Source organism: Candidatus Nitrotoga sp. 1052, assembly GCF_927312905.1.
Taxonomy (GTDB): domain Bacteria; phylum Pseudomonadota; class Gammaproteobacteria; order Burkholderiales; family Gallionellaceae; genus Nitrotoga.
On sequence record NZ_CAKMHQ010000056.1, the window covers coordinates 1 to 19385 of the forward strand.

At 50.7% G+C, this 19385-nt stretch carries 18 protein-coding genes; 11 read left to right on the forward strand and 7 right to left on the reverse strand.

The genetic code is table 11. From position 1 onward, the window contains the following. Nucleotides 1–235: 235 nt before the first annotated feature. Together flgM and MJ768_RS11455 are read left to right on the forward strand one after the other, a co-directional pair. The gene (flgM, locus tag MJ768_RS11450) at nucleotides 236–541 is read left to right on the forward strand and encodes a flagellar biosynthesis anti-sigma factor FlgM (RefSeq protein WP_239291946.1); all 306 of its coding nucleotides are present in this window, start codon (nucleotides 236–238) and stop codon (nucleotides 539–541) included. A 6-nt stretch (nucleotides 542–547) separates the two neighbouring features. Further along, the gene (locus MJ768_RS11455) at nucleotides 548–1036 is read left to right on the forward strand and encodes a flagella synthesis protein FlgN (RefSeq protein WP_239291947.1); all 489 of its coding nucleotides are present in this window, start codon (nucleotides 548–550) and stop codon (nucleotides 1034–1036) included. A 186-nt stretch (nucleotides 1037–1222) separates the two neighbouring features. Here the strand turns inward: MJ768_RS11455 and MJ768_RS11460 are convergent, their stop codons facing one another. From MJ768_RS11460 to MJ768_RS11475, 4 genes are all read right to left on the reverse strand, one after another. Then, complete coding sequence (locus MJ768_RS11460) at nucleotides 1223–1561, reverse strand: P-II family nitrogen regulator (RefSeq protein WP_239291948.1); 339 nt, start codon at nucleotides 1559–1561, stop codon at nucleotides 1223–1225. 177 nt (nucleotides 1562–1738) lie between these two features. Beyond that, the gene (locus MJ768_RS11465) at nucleotides 1739–3238 is read right to left on the reverse strand and encodes an ammonium transporter (RefSeq protein ID WP_305855928.1); all 1500 of its coding nucleotides are present in this window, start codon (nucleotides 3236–3238) and stop codon (nucleotides 1739–1741) included. Nucleotides 3239–3248: 10 nt separating this feature from the next. Then, nucleotides 3249–3587 carry a P-II family nitrogen regulator gene (locus MJ768_RS11470; protein WP_239291948.1) on the reverse strand — a complete coding sequence of 113 codons (339 nt, stop codon included), beginning with the start codon at nucleotides 3585–3587 and terminating at the stop codon, nucleotides 3249–3251. A 152-nt stretch (nucleotides 3588–3739) separates the two neighbouring features. Continuing rightward, nucleotides 3740–5041: a porin gene (locus tag MJ768_RS11475; protein WP_445082997.1), complete on the reverse strand. Its 1302-nt coding sequence runs from the start codon at nucleotides 5039–5041 to the stop codon at nucleotides 3740–3742. A 491-nt stretch (nucleotides 5042–5532) separates the two neighbouring features. Here MJ768_RS11475 and MJ768_RS11480 point away from each other — a divergent pair, with 491 nt between their 5' ends. Together MJ768_RS11480 and MJ768_RS11485 are read left to right on the forward strand one after the other, a co-directional pair. Then, nucleotides 5533–6606 carry a PQQ-dependent sugar dehydrogenase gene (locus MJ768_RS11480; protein WP_239291949.1) on the forward strand — a complete coding sequence of 358 codons (1074 nt, stop codon included), beginning with the start codon at nucleotides 5533–5535 and terminating at the stop codon, nucleotides 6604–6606. A 339-nt stretch (nucleotides 6607–6945) separates the two neighbouring features. Then, nucleotides 6946–7299: a TusE/DsrC/DsvC family sulfur relay protein gene (locus tag MJ768_RS11485; RefSeq protein WP_239291951.1), complete on the forward strand. Its 354-nt coding sequence runs from the start codon at nucleotides 6946–6948 to the stop codon at nucleotides 7297–7299. A 644-nt stretch (nucleotides 7300–7943) separates the two neighbouring features. Here the strand turns inward: MJ768_RS11485 and MJ768_RS11490 are convergent. Then, nucleotides 7944–8282 carry a hypothetical protein gene (locus MJ768_RS11490; RefSeq protein ID WP_239291952.1) on the reverse strand — a complete coding sequence of 113 codons (339 nt, stop codon included), beginning with the start codon at nucleotides 8280–8282 and terminating at the stop codon, nucleotides 7944–7946. A 169-nt stretch (nucleotides 8283–8451) separates the two neighbouring features. Here MJ768_RS11490 and MJ768_RS11495 point away from each other — a divergent pair, with 169 nt between their 5' ends. Next, nucleotides 8452–9096 carry a transposase gene (locus MJ768_RS11495; RefSeq protein ID WP_239291953.1) on the forward strand — a complete coding sequence of 215 codons (645 nt, stop codon included), beginning with the start codon at nucleotides 8452–8454 and terminating at the stop codon, nucleotides 9094–9096. Nucleotides 9097–9343: 247 nt separating this feature from the next. Here MJ768_RS11495 and MJ768_RS11500 read toward each other — a convergent pair whose 3' ends face one another. Beyond that, complete coding sequence (locus MJ768_RS11500; RefSeq protein WP_239291955.1) at nucleotides 9344–11188, reverse strand: asparagine synthetase B family protein; 1845 nt, start codon at nucleotides 11186–11188, stop codon at nucleotides 9344–9346. Between the two features lie 418 nt (nucleotides 11189–11606). Between MJ768_RS11500 and MJ768_RS11505 the strand changes: the two genes are divergently transcribed. Genes MJ768_RS11505 through asnB form a run of 6 tightly spaced genes read left to right on the forward strand, consistent with a single transcriptional unit; the run spans nucleotide 11607 to nucleotide 18398 of the window. Further along, nucleotides 11607–12443 (forward strand): sulfotransferase family protein, encoded by an 837-nt coding sequence (locus MJ768_RS11505; protein WP_239291956.1) that lies wholly within the window; start codon nucleotides 11607–11609, stop codon nucleotides 12441–12443. A gap of 2 nt (nucleotides 12444–12445) precedes the next feature. Next, a complete protein-coding gene (locus tag MJ768_RS11510; protein WP_239291957.1) occupies nucleotides 12446–13630 on the forward strand; it encodes a hypothetical protein in 1185 nt (394 codons plus the stop codon). Beyond that, nucleotides 13627–14556 carry a glycosyltransferase family 2 protein gene (locus tag MJ768_RS11515; RefSeq protein ID WP_239291958.1) on the forward strand — a complete coding sequence of 310 codons (930 nt, stop codon included), beginning with the start codon at nucleotides 13627–13629 and terminating at the stop codon, nucleotides 14554–14556. Before MJ768_RS11510 ends, MJ768_RS11515 begins: the two co-directional genes overlap by 4 nt. Before the next feature lie 2 nt (nucleotides 14557–14558). Then, nucleotides 14559–15701: a glycosyltransferase family 4 protein gene (locus MJ768_RS11520; protein ID WP_239291959.1), complete on the forward strand. Its 1143-nt coding sequence runs from the start codon at nucleotides 14559–14561 to the stop codon at nucleotides 15699–15701. Nucleotides 15702–15755: 54 nt separating this feature from the next. Next, on the forward strand, nucleotides 15756–16511 hold the full coding sequence (locus tag MJ768_RS11525; protein WP_239291960.1) for a tetratricopeptide repeat protein: 756 nt from the start codon (nucleotides 15756–15758) through the stop codon (nucleotides 16509–16511). A 33-nt stretch (nucleotides 16512–16544) separates the two neighbouring features. After that, complete coding sequence (asnB, locus tag MJ768_RS11530; RefSeq protein WP_256449859.1) at nucleotides 16545–18398, forward strand: asparagine synthase (glutamine-hydrolyzing); 1854 nt, start codon at nucleotides 16545–16547, stop codon at nucleotides 18396–18398. Here the strand turns inward: asnB and MJ768_RS11535 are convergent. Beyond that, nucleotides 18388–19362 (reverse strand): glycosyltransferase, encoded by a 975-nt coding sequence (locus tag MJ768_RS11535; protein WP_239291962.1) that lies wholly within the window; start codon nucleotides 19360–19362, stop codon nucleotides 18388–18390. The two genes, asnB and MJ768_RS11535, sit on opposite strands and share 11 nt — an antisense overlap. Nucleotides 19363–19385 lie beyond the last annotated feature (23 nt).

Consider the following 19385-nt stretch of genomic DNA (forward strand, 5'->3'; position numbering starts at 1 on the left):
CCGGCAATACCAGGTGGCTGGCAGAATTAACGGGTAGCCCGACAGGCTGCTAGCCTGTAGATATATTGTGTAACATTAGCATCTAAGAGCTAGGTTGCTTCATAAGTTTATTTGCATGTCTATCTTGCGAGCCATATTGTGCAGAAAGTTTTGCTGGTGTATAAAAGCCGTGTTCTAAAGTTTTGCATTTAGCTGCCGATAGTACATTTTATCCGCGTTGGAAAAAGAGGTCATCATGAAAATCGAAAAAAATAGTAAACCGTTGCCTACTACCACGTCGGGTGAAGAGCGAGCGCGTGCGCCCACCGCTAACCCTGCGGGTAGCACACAATCCACCGACACCAGCGTACATCTGGGAGCAACTTCCGCACAACTTCAAAAAATGGAAAGCAGCATGGCAAACACACCGCTAGTGGATGCAGCTAAAGTCGCAGATATTAAGCAAGCCATCAGTGAAGGCCGTTTTCAGGTAAATTCCAGTGCTGTGGCTGATGGTCTGATCCAAACGGTGAAGGACTTGATTAGTTCGCACAAAACCTGACGCAATATGGTTAACGACACACCTGCCGCAGCGACGGCAGAATTTATCTCTCAGATACATGCAGAGCGCACTGCCTTGCATGCATTCATACGCTTGCTCGAAACTGAACAACAAGCCTTACTTAACGAACAGACCGAACAAATACAAGCGCTGGCTGATAACAAGACCCAAATGGTGCAGGAGTTGACCAAGTTGGTGAATGCGCGGAGGAATGGCATGCTTGCGCGGGGTATAAAAATTGAACCCGGCAGTATGGAATCCTGGTTGCAAACCCACACTGCAATTAATTTGCCAACGTGGCAAGAAATCCGGCAACTGGCTACCCATGCACAGCATATGAACCGCACCAATGGTGAATTAATTCAAGTAAAAATGCGTCATAACCAGCAGACACTAACCGTGCTGCACAATGCCACACATAGTGCCAATGGTTTATACGGCCCTGATGGCCAGCCCAGCTTGCCCGTATCAGGCCGCATCTTGAACAGTGTCTAATATAAATTCATGACAGTTGCCATTACGGTCGCTACCCTTCCCGCGTAGGTGGGAATCTACAGTTTTATGTAGCAGCCCGCACAAAGCCATCCCCCGCATAGCGCCGTACAACAGAGCCGTTCCTTGATCGAGCAAGTATTCAAGTTGTGATGCGGAAACGTAATGCGTTCAGCTTGACGTGCCACCTTACAAAGCTTCTGCGCCAGTTTCACCGGTACGGATGCGAATTACTTGTTCTATGTTGTGGACGAATATCTTGCCGTCACCAATATTGCCGGTGTGTGCAGATTTTTCGATGGCTTCGAGTACCCTCTCTAGCATGTCCTTTTCAATAGCAGCTTCCAGCTTGACCTTGGGCAGAAAGTCCACCACGTATTCTGCGCCGCGATACAACTCGGTATGCCCCTTTTGCCGGCCAAAGCCTTTCACTTCCGTTACGGTTATACCCAGCACGCCAATCGCAGTCAGAGCCTCGCGTACTTCGTCGAGTTTGAACGGCTTGATGATTGCAGTAACCATTTTCATCATTATTACTCCTCATGTGTGGTAGAGCGTAACCAGCGTTATTCAGAATCTATTGTTGATGGACTAGTAATGCTTCTCGAGCGCAATCAGCCTTGGGATACACCTAATCCAAAAAAGGGCGCCTTGCAGCACCCGTGAATGAGTGAAACTAATGGGAATGCTTCGGGATAAGACAGATTAGAGGTTGTAAGCGCGTTCGCCGTGAGTTGTAGTATCCAGCCCTTCGCGCTCCTCTTCTTCTTTCACACGCAAACCGATGGTCATATCTACAATCTTGTAGCAAACGAAGGCGACTACACCGGACCAAATTATCGTGGTCAGCACGGCTTGCGTTTGTATCCACACTTGTCCGCTGATAGTGGTGTCGACGATAGTGTTATTGACATAATCAACGATACCGGTGCCACCCATGCTCCAGGTGTTGAACACGCCGGTGAGTAATGCACCCAAAATACCACCGATACCGTGGATGCCGAACACATCCAGCGCATCATCTGCCCCCAGCAGTTTCTTCAGGCCGGTTACGCCCCAGAAACAAGCCACGCCAGCCAGTGCCCCAATGATCAAGCCGCCGCCTACACCCACCCAACCGCAGGCGGGAGTAATGGCAACCAAGCCAGCGACCGCTCCGGAAACTGCACCCAGCACGGATGGCTTGCCTTTCAATAACTGTTCAGCCAGCGTCCATGTGAGTGCGGCGGCTGCAGTAGCAACGAGCGTGTTGACAAAGGCCAGCGTGGCCGTACCGGATGCTTCTAGAGCCGAGCCGGCATTGAAGCCGAACCAACCAACCCACAGCAGAGAGCCACCTATCATGGTCATGACCATGTTGTGCGGTGCCATTGGTTCCTTGCCGTAGCCAATGCGCTTGCCAACCATGAAGGCACCGACCAAACCCGCAACAGCCGCGTTGATATGCACCACAGTGCCGCCTGCGAAGTCCAATGCGCCCTTCTGGAACAGCCATCCTGCTGCTGCCGTTGCAGTATCAGCCGCAGCCTGAGTGGTGTAGGCATCCGGCCCCATCCAAAACCACACCATGTGCGCAATCGGCACATACGCGAAGGTAAACCACAATGCGGAGAACAACAGCACAGCGGTGAACTTCATCCGTTCGGCGAAAGCACCCACAATCAATGCAACGGCGATAGCGGCGAAGGTAGCTTGAAAAACTACGAATGCGAACTCAGGAATCACCACGCCCTTGCTGAAGGTTGCCGCATTAGCGACACTACCGGTTACCGGATCAAAGATACCCTTCAGGAACAGCCTGTCAAATCCGCCGATAAATGCATTACCCTGCGTGAATGCCAGCGAGTAACCGTAGATGGCCCACAGCACGATGATCAGCGCGAAGATGGCGAACACCTGCATCAGGATGGACAACATATTCTTGCTGCGCACCAGGCCGCCGTAGAATAGCGCGAGGCCGGGGATGGACATCATGATTACCAGCAGGGTGGCCGTAAGCATCCACGCTGTATCACCCTTGTTGGGCGTGGGTGTGGCAGCGTGTGTGGCTGCCGCTTGGGCGGGCTTGACCGCGTCGGTTGCCGTAGCAGTCTGGACTGCGGTTATTGTCGATGCTGCCGTAGGGGCGGGCTCATCCGCAAATGCCGGGACTACCAGGCCATACAGCATGCCCAGCAGCAAGAAAAGAGTAAGAAGGTTTTTCATGGCGTTCTCCTTACAAGGCTTCTGCGCCAGTTTCGCCGGTACGGATGCGAATTACTTGTTCTATGTTGTGGACGAATATCTTGCCGTCACCAATATTGCCGGTGTGTGCAGATTTTTCGATGGCTTCGAGTACCCTCTCTAGCATGTCCTTTTCAATAGCAGCTTCCAGCTTGACCTTGGGCAGAAAGTCCACCACGTATTCTGCGCCGCGATACAACTCGGTATGCCCCTTTTGCCGGCCAAAGCCTTTCACTTCCGTTACGGTTATACCCAGCACGCCAATCGCAGTCAGAGCCTCGCGTACTTCGTCGAGTTTGAACGGCTTGATGATTGCAGTAACCATTTTCATAATTATCACTCCTCATGTGTGGTAGAGCGTAAACAGCGTTATTCAGAATCTATTGTTGATGGACCAGTAACGCTTCCTCAAAAATGAAAACCATCATTTCATTGTGAGTGTGTTTGGTAAGGCAGAGTTCGGCCTATCCAAAAAATGCTGACTCAGAACGGGATCGTCGCATCGACCGAAACTAGCAATTGATCCTTTCTATTATCAAAAGGCCTGTAAGCCTGACCAATGCCATCCACTCTGTCGTAACGGATGTTTGGGCGAATATTCAGCTTTTGCATCGGCTTCGAATCCATTTTTAACTGTTTCGCCGGTTTCCAATTCATGCCTATGGTGACACCATAATAATCGGCAGGTTTACAGGTAGCCAGGAAGTCAGCCGCGAAGCTAATGTGTACGCTATTGGTTGCTTGAGCGACCCGGACTGGCGAGCAAACACGGAAGCCGTCTTTATCACGGAACCACTCACCACGGATGCCCACCGACAAATCCTCCCTGAGATCATGATGCAACTGCATGTCGAGGCCATGCCAAGTAACATCCTTATGGCCGTCAGGCATGAAAGTCCCGCCCGCGAATCCACTAGTTTGGTGCAAAACCAGGAGCGTTTGTGGGGTGATTTTATGTTGCAATACAAGGCTGTAGAAACTCCAAGGCTCATTGCTTCGTGTAGAAGTCCTGCTGTAGGAGCCGGTGAGATTGGCTGAGCTTCTCTTGTCGTCGCTGGTCCAGGTAGTTCCGGCTAATCCTCCCCAATTACTCATTTCTTTATCCCAACCACCATCCCAACCGCCGGTTGCGCTGCCGGTGATTGCGCCGCCCATAAACGACCAATTCTTGTTGACCGCATAGTTGCCCACCAAGCCGGTATGGGTAAATGGTTCGCCATTACTAAAGGTGTAGGAACGTGTATAAAAGAAGTTATCAGGTGCTGGAACAGTTTCATAACCGGTTGGCGAGTAAAAATGACCGATCTTGAGATTCAGGCCGTTTCCGACCGGCACATAGGTTTCTATATAAGCCTGTGGTAATGCCATATTGTAGAAGCGGCTAGAAGAACAGCATAAATTCAGATCCCAATTGCTCCTTTTCAAAGGTTGCCCGGTATTCACATCGAATGCGGGGATGCCGTACGCTTGGGCAAAAATTGCGTCGGTACCGAACATTAAATCGAATCGTCCCCCGAAATCCCACGCTTTACCCTCCGTTACCACGGCGCGCTGTATAAATACATTAAACTGATTCAATTGAAATTCTTTGGAGCGATCAGCGAAAGTGACAGGGCCATTGAATCTATCAGCTGGGTTATTCGCGTTATAAGTTATTCCCGCATTGATCCAACCGCCGACTTCAATGCCATTATCTTTAAATAGAGAAGCGGGTTCGTCGGCAGCTACTGCTGGAAGCATAAACAAACCACCTAGAGCAATAATGAATAATTTAGTTTTGTACATGGCGTTTCTTTCTAAGATTGAGAGCGAAATTAAGGAACGCCCAATCAGTGAAAAGCAGCTTTCGTGCCACTATAATTTAGTTAATAAAAACAATATATTGATATATTTTATTAATATATAAAAGGATTTTTATGCACCAATTTTATGCATCTTCAAATGCATGTCGCACTAATTAAGTGCTCGGAATTCGTCATTTGTAATAAAGTGTTTGTTGTGAATGAACTGTATGCATATTATTTCTTAATTTATCTTTAGTTAAAGATTTGTAAAGTAATCGATATGCGCAGTGGGTCAGGAAGCATGTAGTCCGCCAGCACATAAAACTGTTTTGCCCACCATTATTATTGATATTTGTTGGAGTTATAATTAACTATTACACTCCGAACTTGAATTAGCCATACTTTATATACTATTCACTGACTGTCGCCGTAATGCATAGAATCACATTCAGATTACTGTCTCTTTGCCTCATGCTGCTCGGACTAACAAATATGTCCTTGGCCGATAGTCTGCAACTCGATAAGCTGCGCCTTCCGCCTGGTTTTCAAATTGAATTGCTGACCGATGCCGTGCCGAATGCGCGTCAGATGGCCCTAGGTCGATACGCGGATGGGCGGGGTATACTTTACGTAGGTAGTATGACTGCCGGAAACGTCTATGCAGTTGAGCTGAAGCAGGATCGAGCTGCTGCGGTACACATTATTGCATCGGGTCTGACTAAGCCCGTAGGCGTGGCTTATCGAGAGGGCCAGTTATATGTATCTGCCGTATCCCGAATTCTTCGTCTGGATGGAATCGATGATCGATTAACCAATCCGCCCAAACCCATTGTTGTCACTGATCGCCTTCCCATCGAAGCCCATCACGGCTGGAAGTTTATTGCCTTCGGTCCGGATGGCTGGCTGTATGTACCAGTTGGTGCGCCTTGCAATATCTGCAATCCAGACGAGCGCTTTGCCAATATCCAGCGGATGAAACCCGATGGTAGCGCAATGGAAGTTGTGGCACGTGGCGTAAGGAACTCAGTCGGCTTTGACTGGAGCCCGACCGATAGTTCGCTGTGGTTCACCGATAATGGGCGGGACATGCTGGGAGATGATCTACCGAGTGACGAACTCAATCACGTCTTAAAGCCCGGTCAACATTTCGGCTATCCATACTGCCATCAAGGTGATACGCCAGACCCGGAATTTGGGAACAAGCGAAAATGTGAAGAGTTCGTGACGCCGGTGGTTAAGCTTGGGGCACACGTCGCGTCTCTAGGCATGCGGTTTTACACAGGTAAGCAATTCCCAGATGCATATCGGAACAACGTGTTCATTGCTGAACATGGTTCATGGAACAGAAGCAAAAAAGTTGGCTACCAGATTGTCAGGGTGGCGCTTGACAACCAGGGTCAAGTCGTTCGTCATGAACCTTTCATTAACGGCTGGTTGCATAAGGATGCCAGCGGCAAAGAATCGGTTTGGGGTCGTCCTGCCGACGTTCTAGTCATGCCTGACGGTTCGCTGCTCATTAGTGACGACCTTGCAGGGGCAATTTACCGCGTGAAGTATACGCTTTGAGTACTTGCATTGTTGCGCGCTGCAGGAGCTTGAATGCACGTCCGAGGAAATCGCTCGGATTTCGATCGCCGGTCGCGGTTTTCAACGAGCTCCTGCTCAGTATGGATCTCGCTAAATTTGAGACTAAACATTAACTGTTGTGGTTGATTCTTGAGCCTGCCAATTGTTTGCTCTGCATTTTACGAGGTTGCACACTTTTTGAAATAGGTATCCGTTATTTATTGTCTTGACTGAGGATGCCACTTTACATAGACTGCGACGGCTTTGCTGCTATCAGTAAAGTTGTCCATGCTTGTTTTATATTTTTTATGCTTTAAATTGTCAAACAGGAAAAAAATTATGCCCGCCATCGATGTTAATGGAAAAACCTATGAAACCGACAAGGAAGGTTATCTCGTCAATTTTGACGACTGGAACATGGACATCGCGAAATTCATTGCACAGGCCGAAGAATTGGAAATGACCGATAATCACTGGGAAATTATCAAATTTTTGCGCGCGTACTACAAACAACATCAAAGCACTCCAAATATTCGTGAATTAACCCAAGCAGTCAGCGAGGAATTAGGCGAAGAAAAAGGCAAAAGCCCGTACCTGTACGATCTGTTCCCTTCAGGTCCGGCGGAGCAAGGATGTAAGATCGCGGGATTGCCTAAGCTTTTTGTAGATCCCAATGCACATACAGTTATCTAAGTTGATGTTTTCCGGTAAAAAAAGGCTGACAATGCATGTCATAGACCCTAAGAGTTTTAGTAGCCAATTCAAAGCTAAATCAGTCTAGAAGATTATCTGATTTTTGATTCAGCTGCCCTATTGCTTATTCCGTCTGCTATGCTTGGTCAGTGAGCTCACTGACCAAGCATAGCCCCTCCACAATCTTATTCAGTCCTGCCTGGTAGTGTCATTGTCTATTTTCTTGCAGCTTTAGGTGATTGAAGATAGTGCGATGATGGTCACTTCTGATTTTGATCGTGTCGAAATGCGCTGCCAGCTTTGCTGATGGCGCATACTTCGCTCTTGACACAGGCATACAACCAACGCATCAAATTTACTCCGTGACCGTAATGATTTTCGCGCAGGGGGATTTGATCAAGTGTGCATTGATACCTGAACAGATTTGTTGGCGCTCGTGCAACTTGATTAAAAACTATGGTTGCTCTGAGTATCCGGACGATGTATTTGAATTGAGGTTAAGACGCTGGCGTTGGTTTATAGCGATGGGCATAATAATATGCGAGCGCCGGAAATAATTGCGGCGGAGCGTAGCTTGGATGTTAGGGTATTTGCGTCAGACTAATTCCAACGCAAATACCTTCTCTCGTTATCCTATACAATCATTAGCGTGCTGCATTGGCCAACGCAGCCAGCGTGTCGGCTCCCAAATCGGCACTGTAGTAGCCCAGGTTAGCGCCAGTCTCATCTATACTCACCTTTGGCATCAGCCCGGCGGCTAGTAGCGATTCATTCTTGGCAGCACGATGCACGTCGTGAGGATCAACGATACCTGCATTGCTATACACGTTAGAAACTGCGCTGCTATCGTTCTTGTCTGTGCTGTCGTCCAGCGTGTATATGGTGCGTTGGTTAAGTAGGGATACAGCATGGGAATCATACTCATTAAGTAGAAAAACCAGAATGTTTCTGCCGAATACTTCTTTCTTGTTAGTTGATTTCACATGCAGGATCGCGCTTTGGATTACGCGGTGGAAGGCAAGTGTAGGTTGCGTATTAATTTCGTCGCTGTCAGGTGCGACAGCATGCTGCGTGCGGTATCACGACAACGCGACATGTTGCTGACCTCTCAAGGTCGGCATATTCAGCACATGCAAAAAAACGTTAACCCAGATGAACGTGCAACTGGCCAACGTGATTTCAGACATCGTTGGCGAAACGGGGCAAAAAATTGTACGCGGTATTATTGCGGGCGAACGTGACGGTCATGTGCTGGCGAAGATGAAGAATGCCCGCATTCGCGCCAGCGAAGAGGAGATCGCCAAGTCGCTTCAGGGCAACTGGCGCGAGGAGCATTTGTTCGCACTCAAGCAGGCGATGGCGCTCTATGATAATTATGGAACGCTGCTGACTGAATGTGACACCAAACTCGAAAGCATACTGGCAACGCTCGTTGGCGATGATGATAGTGATCCGGGCCGGGGTCGACGCGCATCGAACTCCAAGAATGCACCGCAATTCGATGTGCGAACCTACCTGTTTCGACTGTGCGGTGTCGATCTGACTCGGATCAACGGTATCAACCAGATGACCGCGCTCAAGGTGATTGCCGAAGTCGGTCCCGACATGTCCCGCTTCAAAAGCGCGAAGCATTTTGCCTCCTGGCTGGGACTGTGTCCTGGCACAAAGATTTCCAGTGGTAAAGTACTCTCGTGCGCATCCAAACGCACAACCAATCGCGCTGCTCAGTCTTTGCGGTTAGCGGCCGCCGCACTTCACAAAAGACGGCTTGCCGCTCGTCCTCGCCAAGCGCGCTGAAAAACTTGGCATGCAACTCGTTCCCGCTCCTCAATCAATTTAAAAAATCATTCAACTAATGATGTGGATATATTGTGATTCTTGAGAGTCTGAAATTGATTTGCTGGGTCGGTCATTATGCGAAGCATGGTGATCAACATGGAAGAAGCAAAGCTACAGACCTTGGTGCAGATCAAGGCATTTTTGGACGGGACATCGGATTCCATACCTATCCAGGTTGCCGGGCTGCAAATTTTGCTCATATCCTCTAGCTTTCATGATGCTGCAGCCATTGCTCCAGCATCATCAGCACCCAAATCATAACGCCGTAATAAGCTGCATGTCCCGAGCGGTGTTGTTCTATCAACGCATCAAGGTATTCTGGTCTGATATAACCGCGCTTGCGCAATGATTTCAAGCTGTCGTAGGTCAATTCTTGCAGTGGGAGATAAGATTGCATCCAGACGCCAAAAGGTAAACCAAATCCTTGCTTGCTCTTGGTGAGAGTCTCTTGGGGCAAAAAATCTTTGAGCGCTTCCTTGAAAAAATATCTGAGCTTCAACCCCTTTACTTTAAGCGAAGGGGGAAGTTGCGCTGCGAACGTGACAATGTCTTCATCCAACAGAGGGTAATGGACAGCTACACCCGCCAATTCGCACATTCGGTTAACCTTGCGCAAGTCATTGTCGGCCAATGTGAATTTCAAATCGAGATTAAGCATTCGATTGATGGATGAAATGGAATCGGTACGCCCATATTCTGCTCGCAGCAGTGCGTCCGGTTCTTGGTGATTCACTTGAGCCAAGAAGTCAGCAGTGAATATCTCGTTCAGCGAAGCGCGACGTAAAAAATTATAAGATTCCAACCGATCTGGTAATGGAATTCGGGCTTGTGCGATGTAGCTTTTTAATTTTCTCAATAATGGAATGTGATCTATGCCCGGCACGCCAAACATAACAGGCTCCAGTATGCTATGTCGCAGCATTGCGGGTACAAGAGAATAAGCTTCGAATATTTTTTGTTTGGCATAGCGCGCGTTTCCGCCAAAAATTTCGTCCCCACCGTCCCCCGCCAGCATCAGCCGGATGCCTTGCTCTTTGGCCAATTTGGCACAGCAATATGTAGGGACTGCCGATGCATTTCCAAAGGGCTCGTCGTAGGCTTGGGCAATCAGCGGGATCGTATTAACGACATCTTGTGCCGTAACATAGTATTCGTGAGCACGGGTGCCAAAATGCTTGCTAGTAATTCGTGCAAATTCCATTTCATCGTAGCCTTCGGCTGCAAATCCAATAGAAAAAGTATCTGCTGGTTTATTAAATGACTGGGCGAGTACCCCCGCGATAGTAGAGCTGTCCGTACCACCACTTAGAAAGGCGCCTACTTGTTCATCAGTTACCGATCTTCTCAAAGCGGTTTGCAGCAATTTTTTGAGACTTTCCTGGCGTTGTGTAAAGTGGCTTTGACCCGAATCAGCATACTTCAGGTGCCAATAAAAATTCGTTTCAACTTTCCCATTTTGGAATAGCGCATACTGTCCGGGCAGAAGCTTGCGCACATTTTTATATATACTTCCTGGAGAAGGAACTGAATGAAAAAATAAATAATTAAATATCGCTTGAGGATCAATCACTCGCTCCATATCGGGATGAGCGACTACCCCGTTTGTGCTGGTCGCGAAAATAAAATGGTTCCATGGTGCGGCATAGCAAATGGAATAAATACCCAATCGATCAATGGCGACAATGGCCGTACCTTCCTGTGCATTAATAACAGCAACGCAGAAAGCTCCATGCATATCCTCAAGAAAGGCATTCCCTGACCGAGAGTAGGCTTTAGCCACTGCAGCGGCTGAAGTTTCCTCTTGAGCCAACTCATTTAACTCATCGTTTCCCCAATATACATTGCCGACAATAACTACCTTGAGCAAGCCTTCTTCATGGCAACTTGCCTGGTCAATTTTTGACCAAGCTGCTACTCCCACACAACAACCGTAAAGCGACCGGATCGAATCGGCTTTTTCGTCAGTCATAGCGTCCACCATGGCATCGGTTATTTCCTTAGCAAGAATAGGATCCCTCTCGCCACCAAACCAACCACACATTCCATTCATGCAATCTCCTTAGTTAATGCTCACGATAGAATTTCACATATCAATGCAATAACCATGTATTTCTCCCATGCAATTCTTTTGTTACTTATACTTATGCCAGCATGTTACTTTATAATATTCAATTATGGAAAACGCCAATTGATGATATTAAAAAGCTATGGGATGCAATCTGAATACGGCTATCCTATCCCATCATCTACCGGAAAGAGGGATTCACGCCTTCTTTCTCGATAGAGAGATTTGGCAACTTGATGATAAGGGCATACACATCAAAAGTTCTGTTCCAGTTTAAGGTTCTAGATTTTCATAAACATTATTTCAAAAATTTCAATTGAGTGAGTTCTGGATAAAAGTCGATAAAACGCTTCGCTATCATGGGCGGCAGATCCTACGTTCAACGCGTGGTGCGTTGTGGGGTATGCGCCGTTTACCTGTAGAGCGTCCTGTCTTCGTCATCGGCTGTAGCCGAGCGGGTACCACTTTGGTGTACAAAACCTTTTCTGAATCAAAGAATTTAGGCACACTTCAGCGGGAAACGCATGATTTTTGGACGGGAATGCACCCTCTGGCCAACAAGCACTGGGCTACCCATGCATTGGGTACACAAGACGCCACTCAGAACGACAGGGATGCTGTGGCTCGCTATTTTTATGCTTATACTGGTAAAACGAGGTTTGTCGACAAGAACAACCAAAATGGCTTATGCGTACCATATCTATATACTTTATTTCCTGATGCGCATTTCGTTTATGTAAAACGCAATCCTGGTGACAACCTTCACTCTCTGATTGAGGGTTGGGGCAAGCCCGAAGAATTCGCCACTTGGTCCAGCGAACTGAAGGAAAAAGTCTCAGTAGACAACGGGCGCTACATACAATGGTGTTTTTTTCTGTCCAATGGCTGGCGCGATTATCTCGACAAATCTATTGAGGAGGTCTGTGCTTTTCAATACCGCGCTATTAATGAAGAAATTCTTGCGGCAAAAAAACGAATTCCCGCACAACAGTGGACTGAGGTGTTTTATGAAGACTTGGTACGTGACCCGGTTGCAGGATTTCGCCAAGCTTTCGAGCAATGTGGTCTGACGTTTACTCACGATCTTGAACAACACTGCGCAAATGTCTTGTCTACGCCCTATAACGCCTTTTCTGAAATTCGGCTAGACAAATGGAAAGATGGGCGCAACTGTGACCGCGTCGAGCGCGTGCTGCCGGAAGTGGCCGCTGTGGCGCGGGCGATGGGGTACAAGCTCTGAACATGTTGCTGCTGCTGCCGTTGCTGGCTTGGGCGCTGTTATTGGCGTTGTATGCCGGGCGGCTTATTACCTTGTGGCATGAGCCGGTATGGCGCTGCCCTGTACTGGTGATCGAAAGCGACGACTGGGGCGCGGGTGTGCTGTCCCAGGCGGTAGCGCTGGATGCTCTGCGTACGCTGCTCAACCGCCACTGCGATCACACTGGGCGGCCCCCGGTGATGACGTTGGGCATTGTACTGGCCATCGCCGACACCGAGGCGATACGCGCTGCTGCTGGCCGTGAGTATCTACGTATCGCATTGGACGATGTGCGCTTGACGTCAGTGCTGGCCGCGTTGCGCGCCGGTATCGATGAGGGCGTGTTCGCTCCCCAGTTGCACGGCATGGAACACTACTGGCCCCCTGCCGTCATGGCCGCCGCCCAAACCGACAAGCGGGTGGCAGCATGGCTGGCGGGCGATGCCCTGCCGCGCACCGAAGACCTGCCCTCGCCGCTGCAAAGCCGCTGGACTGCGGCTGCCGTATTGCCCTCGCTGCCGCTCTCAATCCCGGAAATCAACGAAGCCGCTGCCGCTGAAACCGCTGCATTCCAGCGCATTTTCGGCATGACGGCGCAGGTTGCCGTGCCTACTACCTTTGTATGGAATGATGCGGTCGAACATGCCTGGTCGGCGCATGGCGTGCGCTGCATCATCACCCCTGGCACGCGTTACGAATACCGCGATGCACAAGGTCGCCCGGCGGGTGATGGGCGGAGCATACTGAACGGCGAACGCGGCCAGGGCAACGTGCTATACGTGGTGCGCGACCAGTATTTCGAGCCTGCTCTCGGCCACCGCGCTGAACAAGGGCTGGCGGCGCTGGCGCGGCAAACTGGGTGCGCTCGTCCAACGCTGCTGGAAACCCACCGCTTCAATTTTATTGGAGAATCTGCCAACGCAGCCATACAAGAGCTGGATAGCTTGTTGGGTAAGGCTTGCGCTGCATACCCCACGCTGCGTTTCTTGTCCACCAAGGAAATCGCCGAGGCTATGGCGCACAAGGATGCGGAACTGATCGAAACCGGCCTGCACCAACATCTGAGTGCGTGGCTGGCACGCATCCACAACCTCCCGCGTTTTACCAAACTGGCGCGCCTCACCGGGCTGGTGTTGCCGTTGTGGCTACTGGGAAAGTTTGCAGCATGAGTAACCCACGATTTTCCGTTATCATCCCCGCCTACAATGCGGCGGCGACGCTGGCGCGCGCACTGGATTCGGTGCTGGCGCAAACCTGGCCAGCGCACGAGATTATTGTAGTAGACGACGGCTCCAGCGATGCCACCGCCGCGGTGGTGGCCGCGTATGGCGATAAAGTTCGTTATCTGTATCAGTACAACGCGGGTGTATCGGCCGCACGTAACGCCGGGGCACAGGCAGCTAGCGGCGACTGGCTGGCATTTCTCGATGCTGATGACTGGTATTATCTCAACCGCTTGAAATGGCACGCCGACTGGATTGCGTGTGATTCTGAACTCGATTTTCTGACCGGAGATTATGAATACCGCGACCCGGCGGGTAAGCTGATTGGCACGTCGATGGCTGCCAATCACTCGGGGCAACACATGCTGCTAAAAGCGGCGGGCGCACGCGAGGTGGTGATGCAAGGGTGCGAATTCGAGGCTTTTGTGGCCGATCATTTTGGCGATACCCACACACTCAGTGTGCCTCTGGCCACGTTTCTTGCGCTGGGCGGGTATCCGCTGGGCTTCGAAGTGTGCGAGGACGTGCACTTTCTCACCCGTCTGGTCGCGCGTAGTCGTCGTGTTGGGGTCGTTTGCGCGCCGTTGGGGGTTTACTTCATACACTCGGCCAGTGCCACACGTGCCGACCCGGTGCGCGCGCAGTTCGAAAATGTGCGTACTTTGATTGCCCTGGGTGAACAGGTCGCCAACTTGCCCGCCGTAGTGCGTCGTGGGTACACCACGCGGCTGCGCCAGGCACGCCTGAATCTGGGCTATGCGTTGAGTAAAACAGGCAATCGCACGGATGCGATACGTGCCGTATTACCTTCGTTAATCGAAGCGCCGAGCCTTGGCAGCGTGCGCAATTTGTTCTCCATTCTTAAAGGCTGAACATGCCGTGTTACCTGGTACTCACCGAATTATTCCTGCCCACCAAGGGCGGCACCGCAGTCTGGTTTGCCGAGGTGTACCGGCGCCTGTCGGGCAAGGAAACTCACATTGTGACTGCCGACGTGCCGGATGCGGCGGCGGTGGATGCAGTGCATCCCAACACAGTACATCGTATCCGTATGCATCGTGTGACTTGGCTCCGACCGGAATCGTTGGGCATGTATGCTAACCTGTTTGTTAAATCCTTATGGTTGGCGCTTACCCACCGCTTCACTGCTATCCATGCCGGTCGCGCCCTGCCGGAAGGCATTACAGCCTGGGCAGTGGCGCGGCTGACATTCCACCCGGTCGTGATCTACGCCCACGGCGAGGAACTTACCACCTGGGGGCACGGTGGCAAATATAAGGCAATGCGCTTTGCTTTATGTCACGCTGACCGAGTCATTGCTAATAGTGAATTCACTCGCGATGCACTCATCAAAATGGACGTGGATCCTGCCAGCATCACACTTATTTATCCTGGTGTGGACGTGACCCGCTTTCACCCAGGTTTGGCGTGTGCAAACTTGCGTCAATCAGTTGGTGTAACGGATGCTGGCAAGCTGATTTTGTCGGTAGGGCGGCTGTCACGGCGCAAAGGGTTTGACCAGGTGATCCAGGCACTACCTGCACTGATTCAGGCGGGGTTGGATGTACAGTACGTGCTAATTGGTATTGGCGAAGATTACGATTATTTGTTCGATCTCGCACGCAAACACGGCGTGGCTGACCGCGTGCACTTATTGGGGCACGTCAGTGCTGATGACCTGCCGCGTTGGTACAATGCTTGTGACGTATTCATCATGCCTAACCGTGAGATCAATGGTGACAATGAAGGTTTTGGCATGGTGTTTATCGAAGCAGCGGCGTGTGGCAAGCCCGCCATTGCCGGGCAAGCTGGAGGCACTGGGGCAGCGGTAGTGGATGGGGTGACGGGTTTTAGAGTGAATGGCACGGATACCGTTGCAGTCACCATCGCATTGCAGCGGATACTGGAAAACACAAAATATGCCCTGCAGATTGGGAACCATGCATTAACAAGAGCAATCAAACAATTTGATTGGTCTATAGTGGCTGAAAAAACTCAACAATTGCAAACGAAATAATACCTGATCATTAGCCGCTGCTGCATTTAAGTAGTATTTAATACAAGGATAAAAATGATGAGACTAATCAAATTACGGATTGCATTTTCACTGTCAATACTTGTCGTGTTTGGATCAAATCAGGCTTTAGCTTTCGATAGTAGTTATGCAGGTACTGAGGCTGATAGATTAAGACTCCCTTCCTTTTGCCAGGCAAACAGCAGCGTCCACCCCCCCCCCCATTATTGTTCTGCACTCAATTTTATTAATCGGTATAAAAGTCATTTTGGTAACAAAACTGCGCAACGTTTTTATTTAGATAGTGCATTAGATGATTTAGGTTATGCTTTCGGTCATTCGTCACCCACGAACCCGTTTTGGCCAGAGATGCATGTTCAGAAAGGCAAGTTGCTTGCTGCCGCTAAACGCAATGTCGAAGCGGTAAGCGAATTTGAGCAAGCGCTACAAAGAAATCCAAACTATGTTGAAGCGTATGTTGCGCTCAGTGATCTTTATCAGAATACCGGTCAACAATCGAAATCTATTACGGTAGTGGAGCAAGCGTTACAGCGTGCGCCAAATAATAAATCTATGCAAAGACGATACAAACAGCTGACAGGTAAAGTTTTTACGCCTCCCCCACTCACGGCCGAGCAGGCTGCGCAAATCCCTCCCACGCCAATACCTGTTGTGCAAGCCGCTGCGACAAGCGGAGTTAGCTCGACCACTACACAACCAGTTCCTGCTTCATCGCCAGTTGTCGTGCCAGAAAAGATTGGCTCACCCACCAACCCCTGGTGTCGTTTCTGCACTGATTCTGACCAGCCTTGAATGAACAATTGAGCCGGACTCGGTAGCCCTATCATGTGCGGTATTTGCGGAGTGTTTTCTTTCAGTGGACCCGATCTCCTCGATCCCTTGCCGGATATGGTGGAGCTGATGGTGCGACGCGGCCCGGATGACGAAGGGTTGTGGAGCGATCACGTGCGCTGCGCTTTCGGCTTCCGGCGGCTGTCGGTTCAGGACTTGTCGTCTACCGGGCATCAACCGATGCCAAGCGATGATGGGCGCTATGTCATTGTGTTCAATGGTGAGGTTTACAACTTTCGCGAACTGCGCACCGAGCTGCAAAGTCAGGGCGTTCGCTTCCGTTCAAGCGGCGATACCGAAGTCGTCCTGTATGCGCTGGTCCGCTGGGGCCGGCAGGCGCTCGAGCGTTTCAATGGTATGTTTGCGCTGGCCTTCTATGACACGCTGGAAAAGCGCTTGCTGCTGGCGCGTGATCACGCCGGAATCAAACCGCTCTATGTCCTGAACACTGCACAAGGCCTCGTGTTTGCTTCACAGTATGACCAGATTTTGGCGCATCCGCTGAGCCGCGCCTGTGCAGTCAACGGTGATGCGCTCGGTTTGTATCTGCGTCTGGGTTACATACCCGCGCCCTACGCGTTGCTCAAGGGCAGCCAGATGTTGCCAGCAGGCGCCTGGATGGAAATCGACGCACTGGGTGCAATACGTGAAGGTCGCCATTTCGAGTTTCTGGTTTGGCGCGAACCCGACCTGCGCGGCGATGCAGCCGTGGAGGCACTGGACGAGGCCATCACCGCCAGTGTGAAAAGCCAGTTGGTGAGTGATGTGCCGGTCGGCACCTTTCTCTCGGGAGGCATTGATTCGCCCTTGGTCGCCGCCAAAATCCACGCTCTCGGTCGCGAAGATGTCAAAGCCTTCACCATTGGCACCGCCGGACACGCCACGGACGAATCCGCCGATGCAAGCATCTATGCAAAGGAAATCGGCATCACTCAAGTGATCGAGCACATCACGCCGGAACAAAGTCTCACCATGCTTCATGAAGTCGTCGAAGCCTGCGGTGAGCCCTTCGGCGACTTCTCCATGTTCCCAACCCTGCTGGTGTCGCGGTTGGCACGGCGCGAGGTGACCGTCATGCTATCCGGCGATGGTGGCGACGAATTGTTCTGGGGCTACGCCAAACGTTTCGCAGATGTGGTGGCACGTAGCCCAGACTTTGCGCAACCGCTGCTACTGCGCAAAATGCGTTGGGGGATGAAACGCCATCTCGGCATTGGCAACGCCTACCCACAGCTTACCTGGCCCACGATCGGTGACTGGTACCGTTCTAAACAAAGCCATCTGCACGAAGACTGGCTGTGTGAAGTATTTCCCGAAGGACCTTTCTGGCCGGATGATTGCAACCTTTTTCAGTACGCGGGGCATGACCGATCGGAAACAGCCCAATGGGCTCGCCACAATGAGTTCGTCGGGCGCATGAGCATGATCCTGCTCAAGGTAGATCGCGCCAGCATGCATGAGTCGCTCGAAGTGCGCGTTCCCTTGCTGGATCGCCGCGTCATAGAAGTCGCCAGCCGCACCGACTGGCAAAGCTGTCTCGACCTCGAGCAACGCGTTGGCAAACTGCCCCTGCGCCGCCTGCTCAGCCGTCACGTCAAACACCAAACCCAGGCCAAGCGCGGCTTCACCGTTCCCATGGGCGTATGGTTGCGCGGGCCATTGCGCGAAGTGTTCGAAGCTGAAGTGCTGTCACGGACCGAGTTTCTCGGCTATCCCATCAATCAACGCGCGTTGCGCCGCCGGTTTGCAGAGTTTTTGTCTGGATCATCGGACGAGGCATGGGGATTCTGGTTACTGTTGAGCCTGGCATTGTGGGAGAAACAGCACTATCGAAAATTCAGATATTGAAAATCCAAGCCAGGATGCGATCTTGTAGCCCTGCTGCCATTTGGGACTGCAAAGGAGAACTGATAACCCTTTCCACTACCTTCAACCATTGCGTGGAAATGTTTTCGGGACTGAAGTGCATCCAAGCACAATCCCGTGCATGGTATCCGAGTTTCTCCCGCGTAGCCTGATCTTGAAGCATGTCGATTCCCAGAGCGAATTCCTCTATGCTCGTGGCCAGAAGGCAGTTTTCACCATGCCGTGCGAAAGATTCATAAGCCGGCAAAGGGCTGGCGATCGTAGGCATGCCCAAGGCCATGAACATGTTTAGACGGTTTGCCGATTTCGCAACATACTGTTGCCCTTCCGGCATGGGGACAATGGCAATGTCACAATTGAGAATGTATGAGAACACAGTATCAAGCGACCACTTGTGTGTCGGCCAGTTTCCCTTTGAGATGGTCACGAATTCTACCTTGTCGCTGATGCTTTGGAGGCTGGACAACCGGTCAAGGTATTGCGAGATGAAGTCACGGTAGCTGCCATGTCCCACCCAAACAACCTTAAGTCGTTCGCCAGAAGCGGCGTAGTTATTCTTGAATACCTTGGGTGGCACCTCGATCATGTCTTCGATCACAAACGCGCGCCTTACGCTTAAAAGTGCCTTAAGCTTTCCAGTAGGGACGATAGTAGCATCGAAATAACGGTCATATTCCCCCGGAATGTCGTCACAGCGGATGGCGATTGTGCGAATCCCGTTGAGTCGGCACCAAAGACTCAGCTTGTACATCATCCAATTGGGGCGTTCAAATAGCAACACATCATAGCCATTTCGGAGCAAGCGCCGTGCTAAACCAAGCAGTTTGCCTGAGTAGTTCGTGTGCTGACTATTGAAATCAGAAGCAACTATTTCTGAGTTGATGCCTCGCTGAAGAAATTCTTTGTGTACATGGAATCCTTGCAATCGTGAACTCGCGACTGTCATGTCGCCGGATATGCACCATCCCA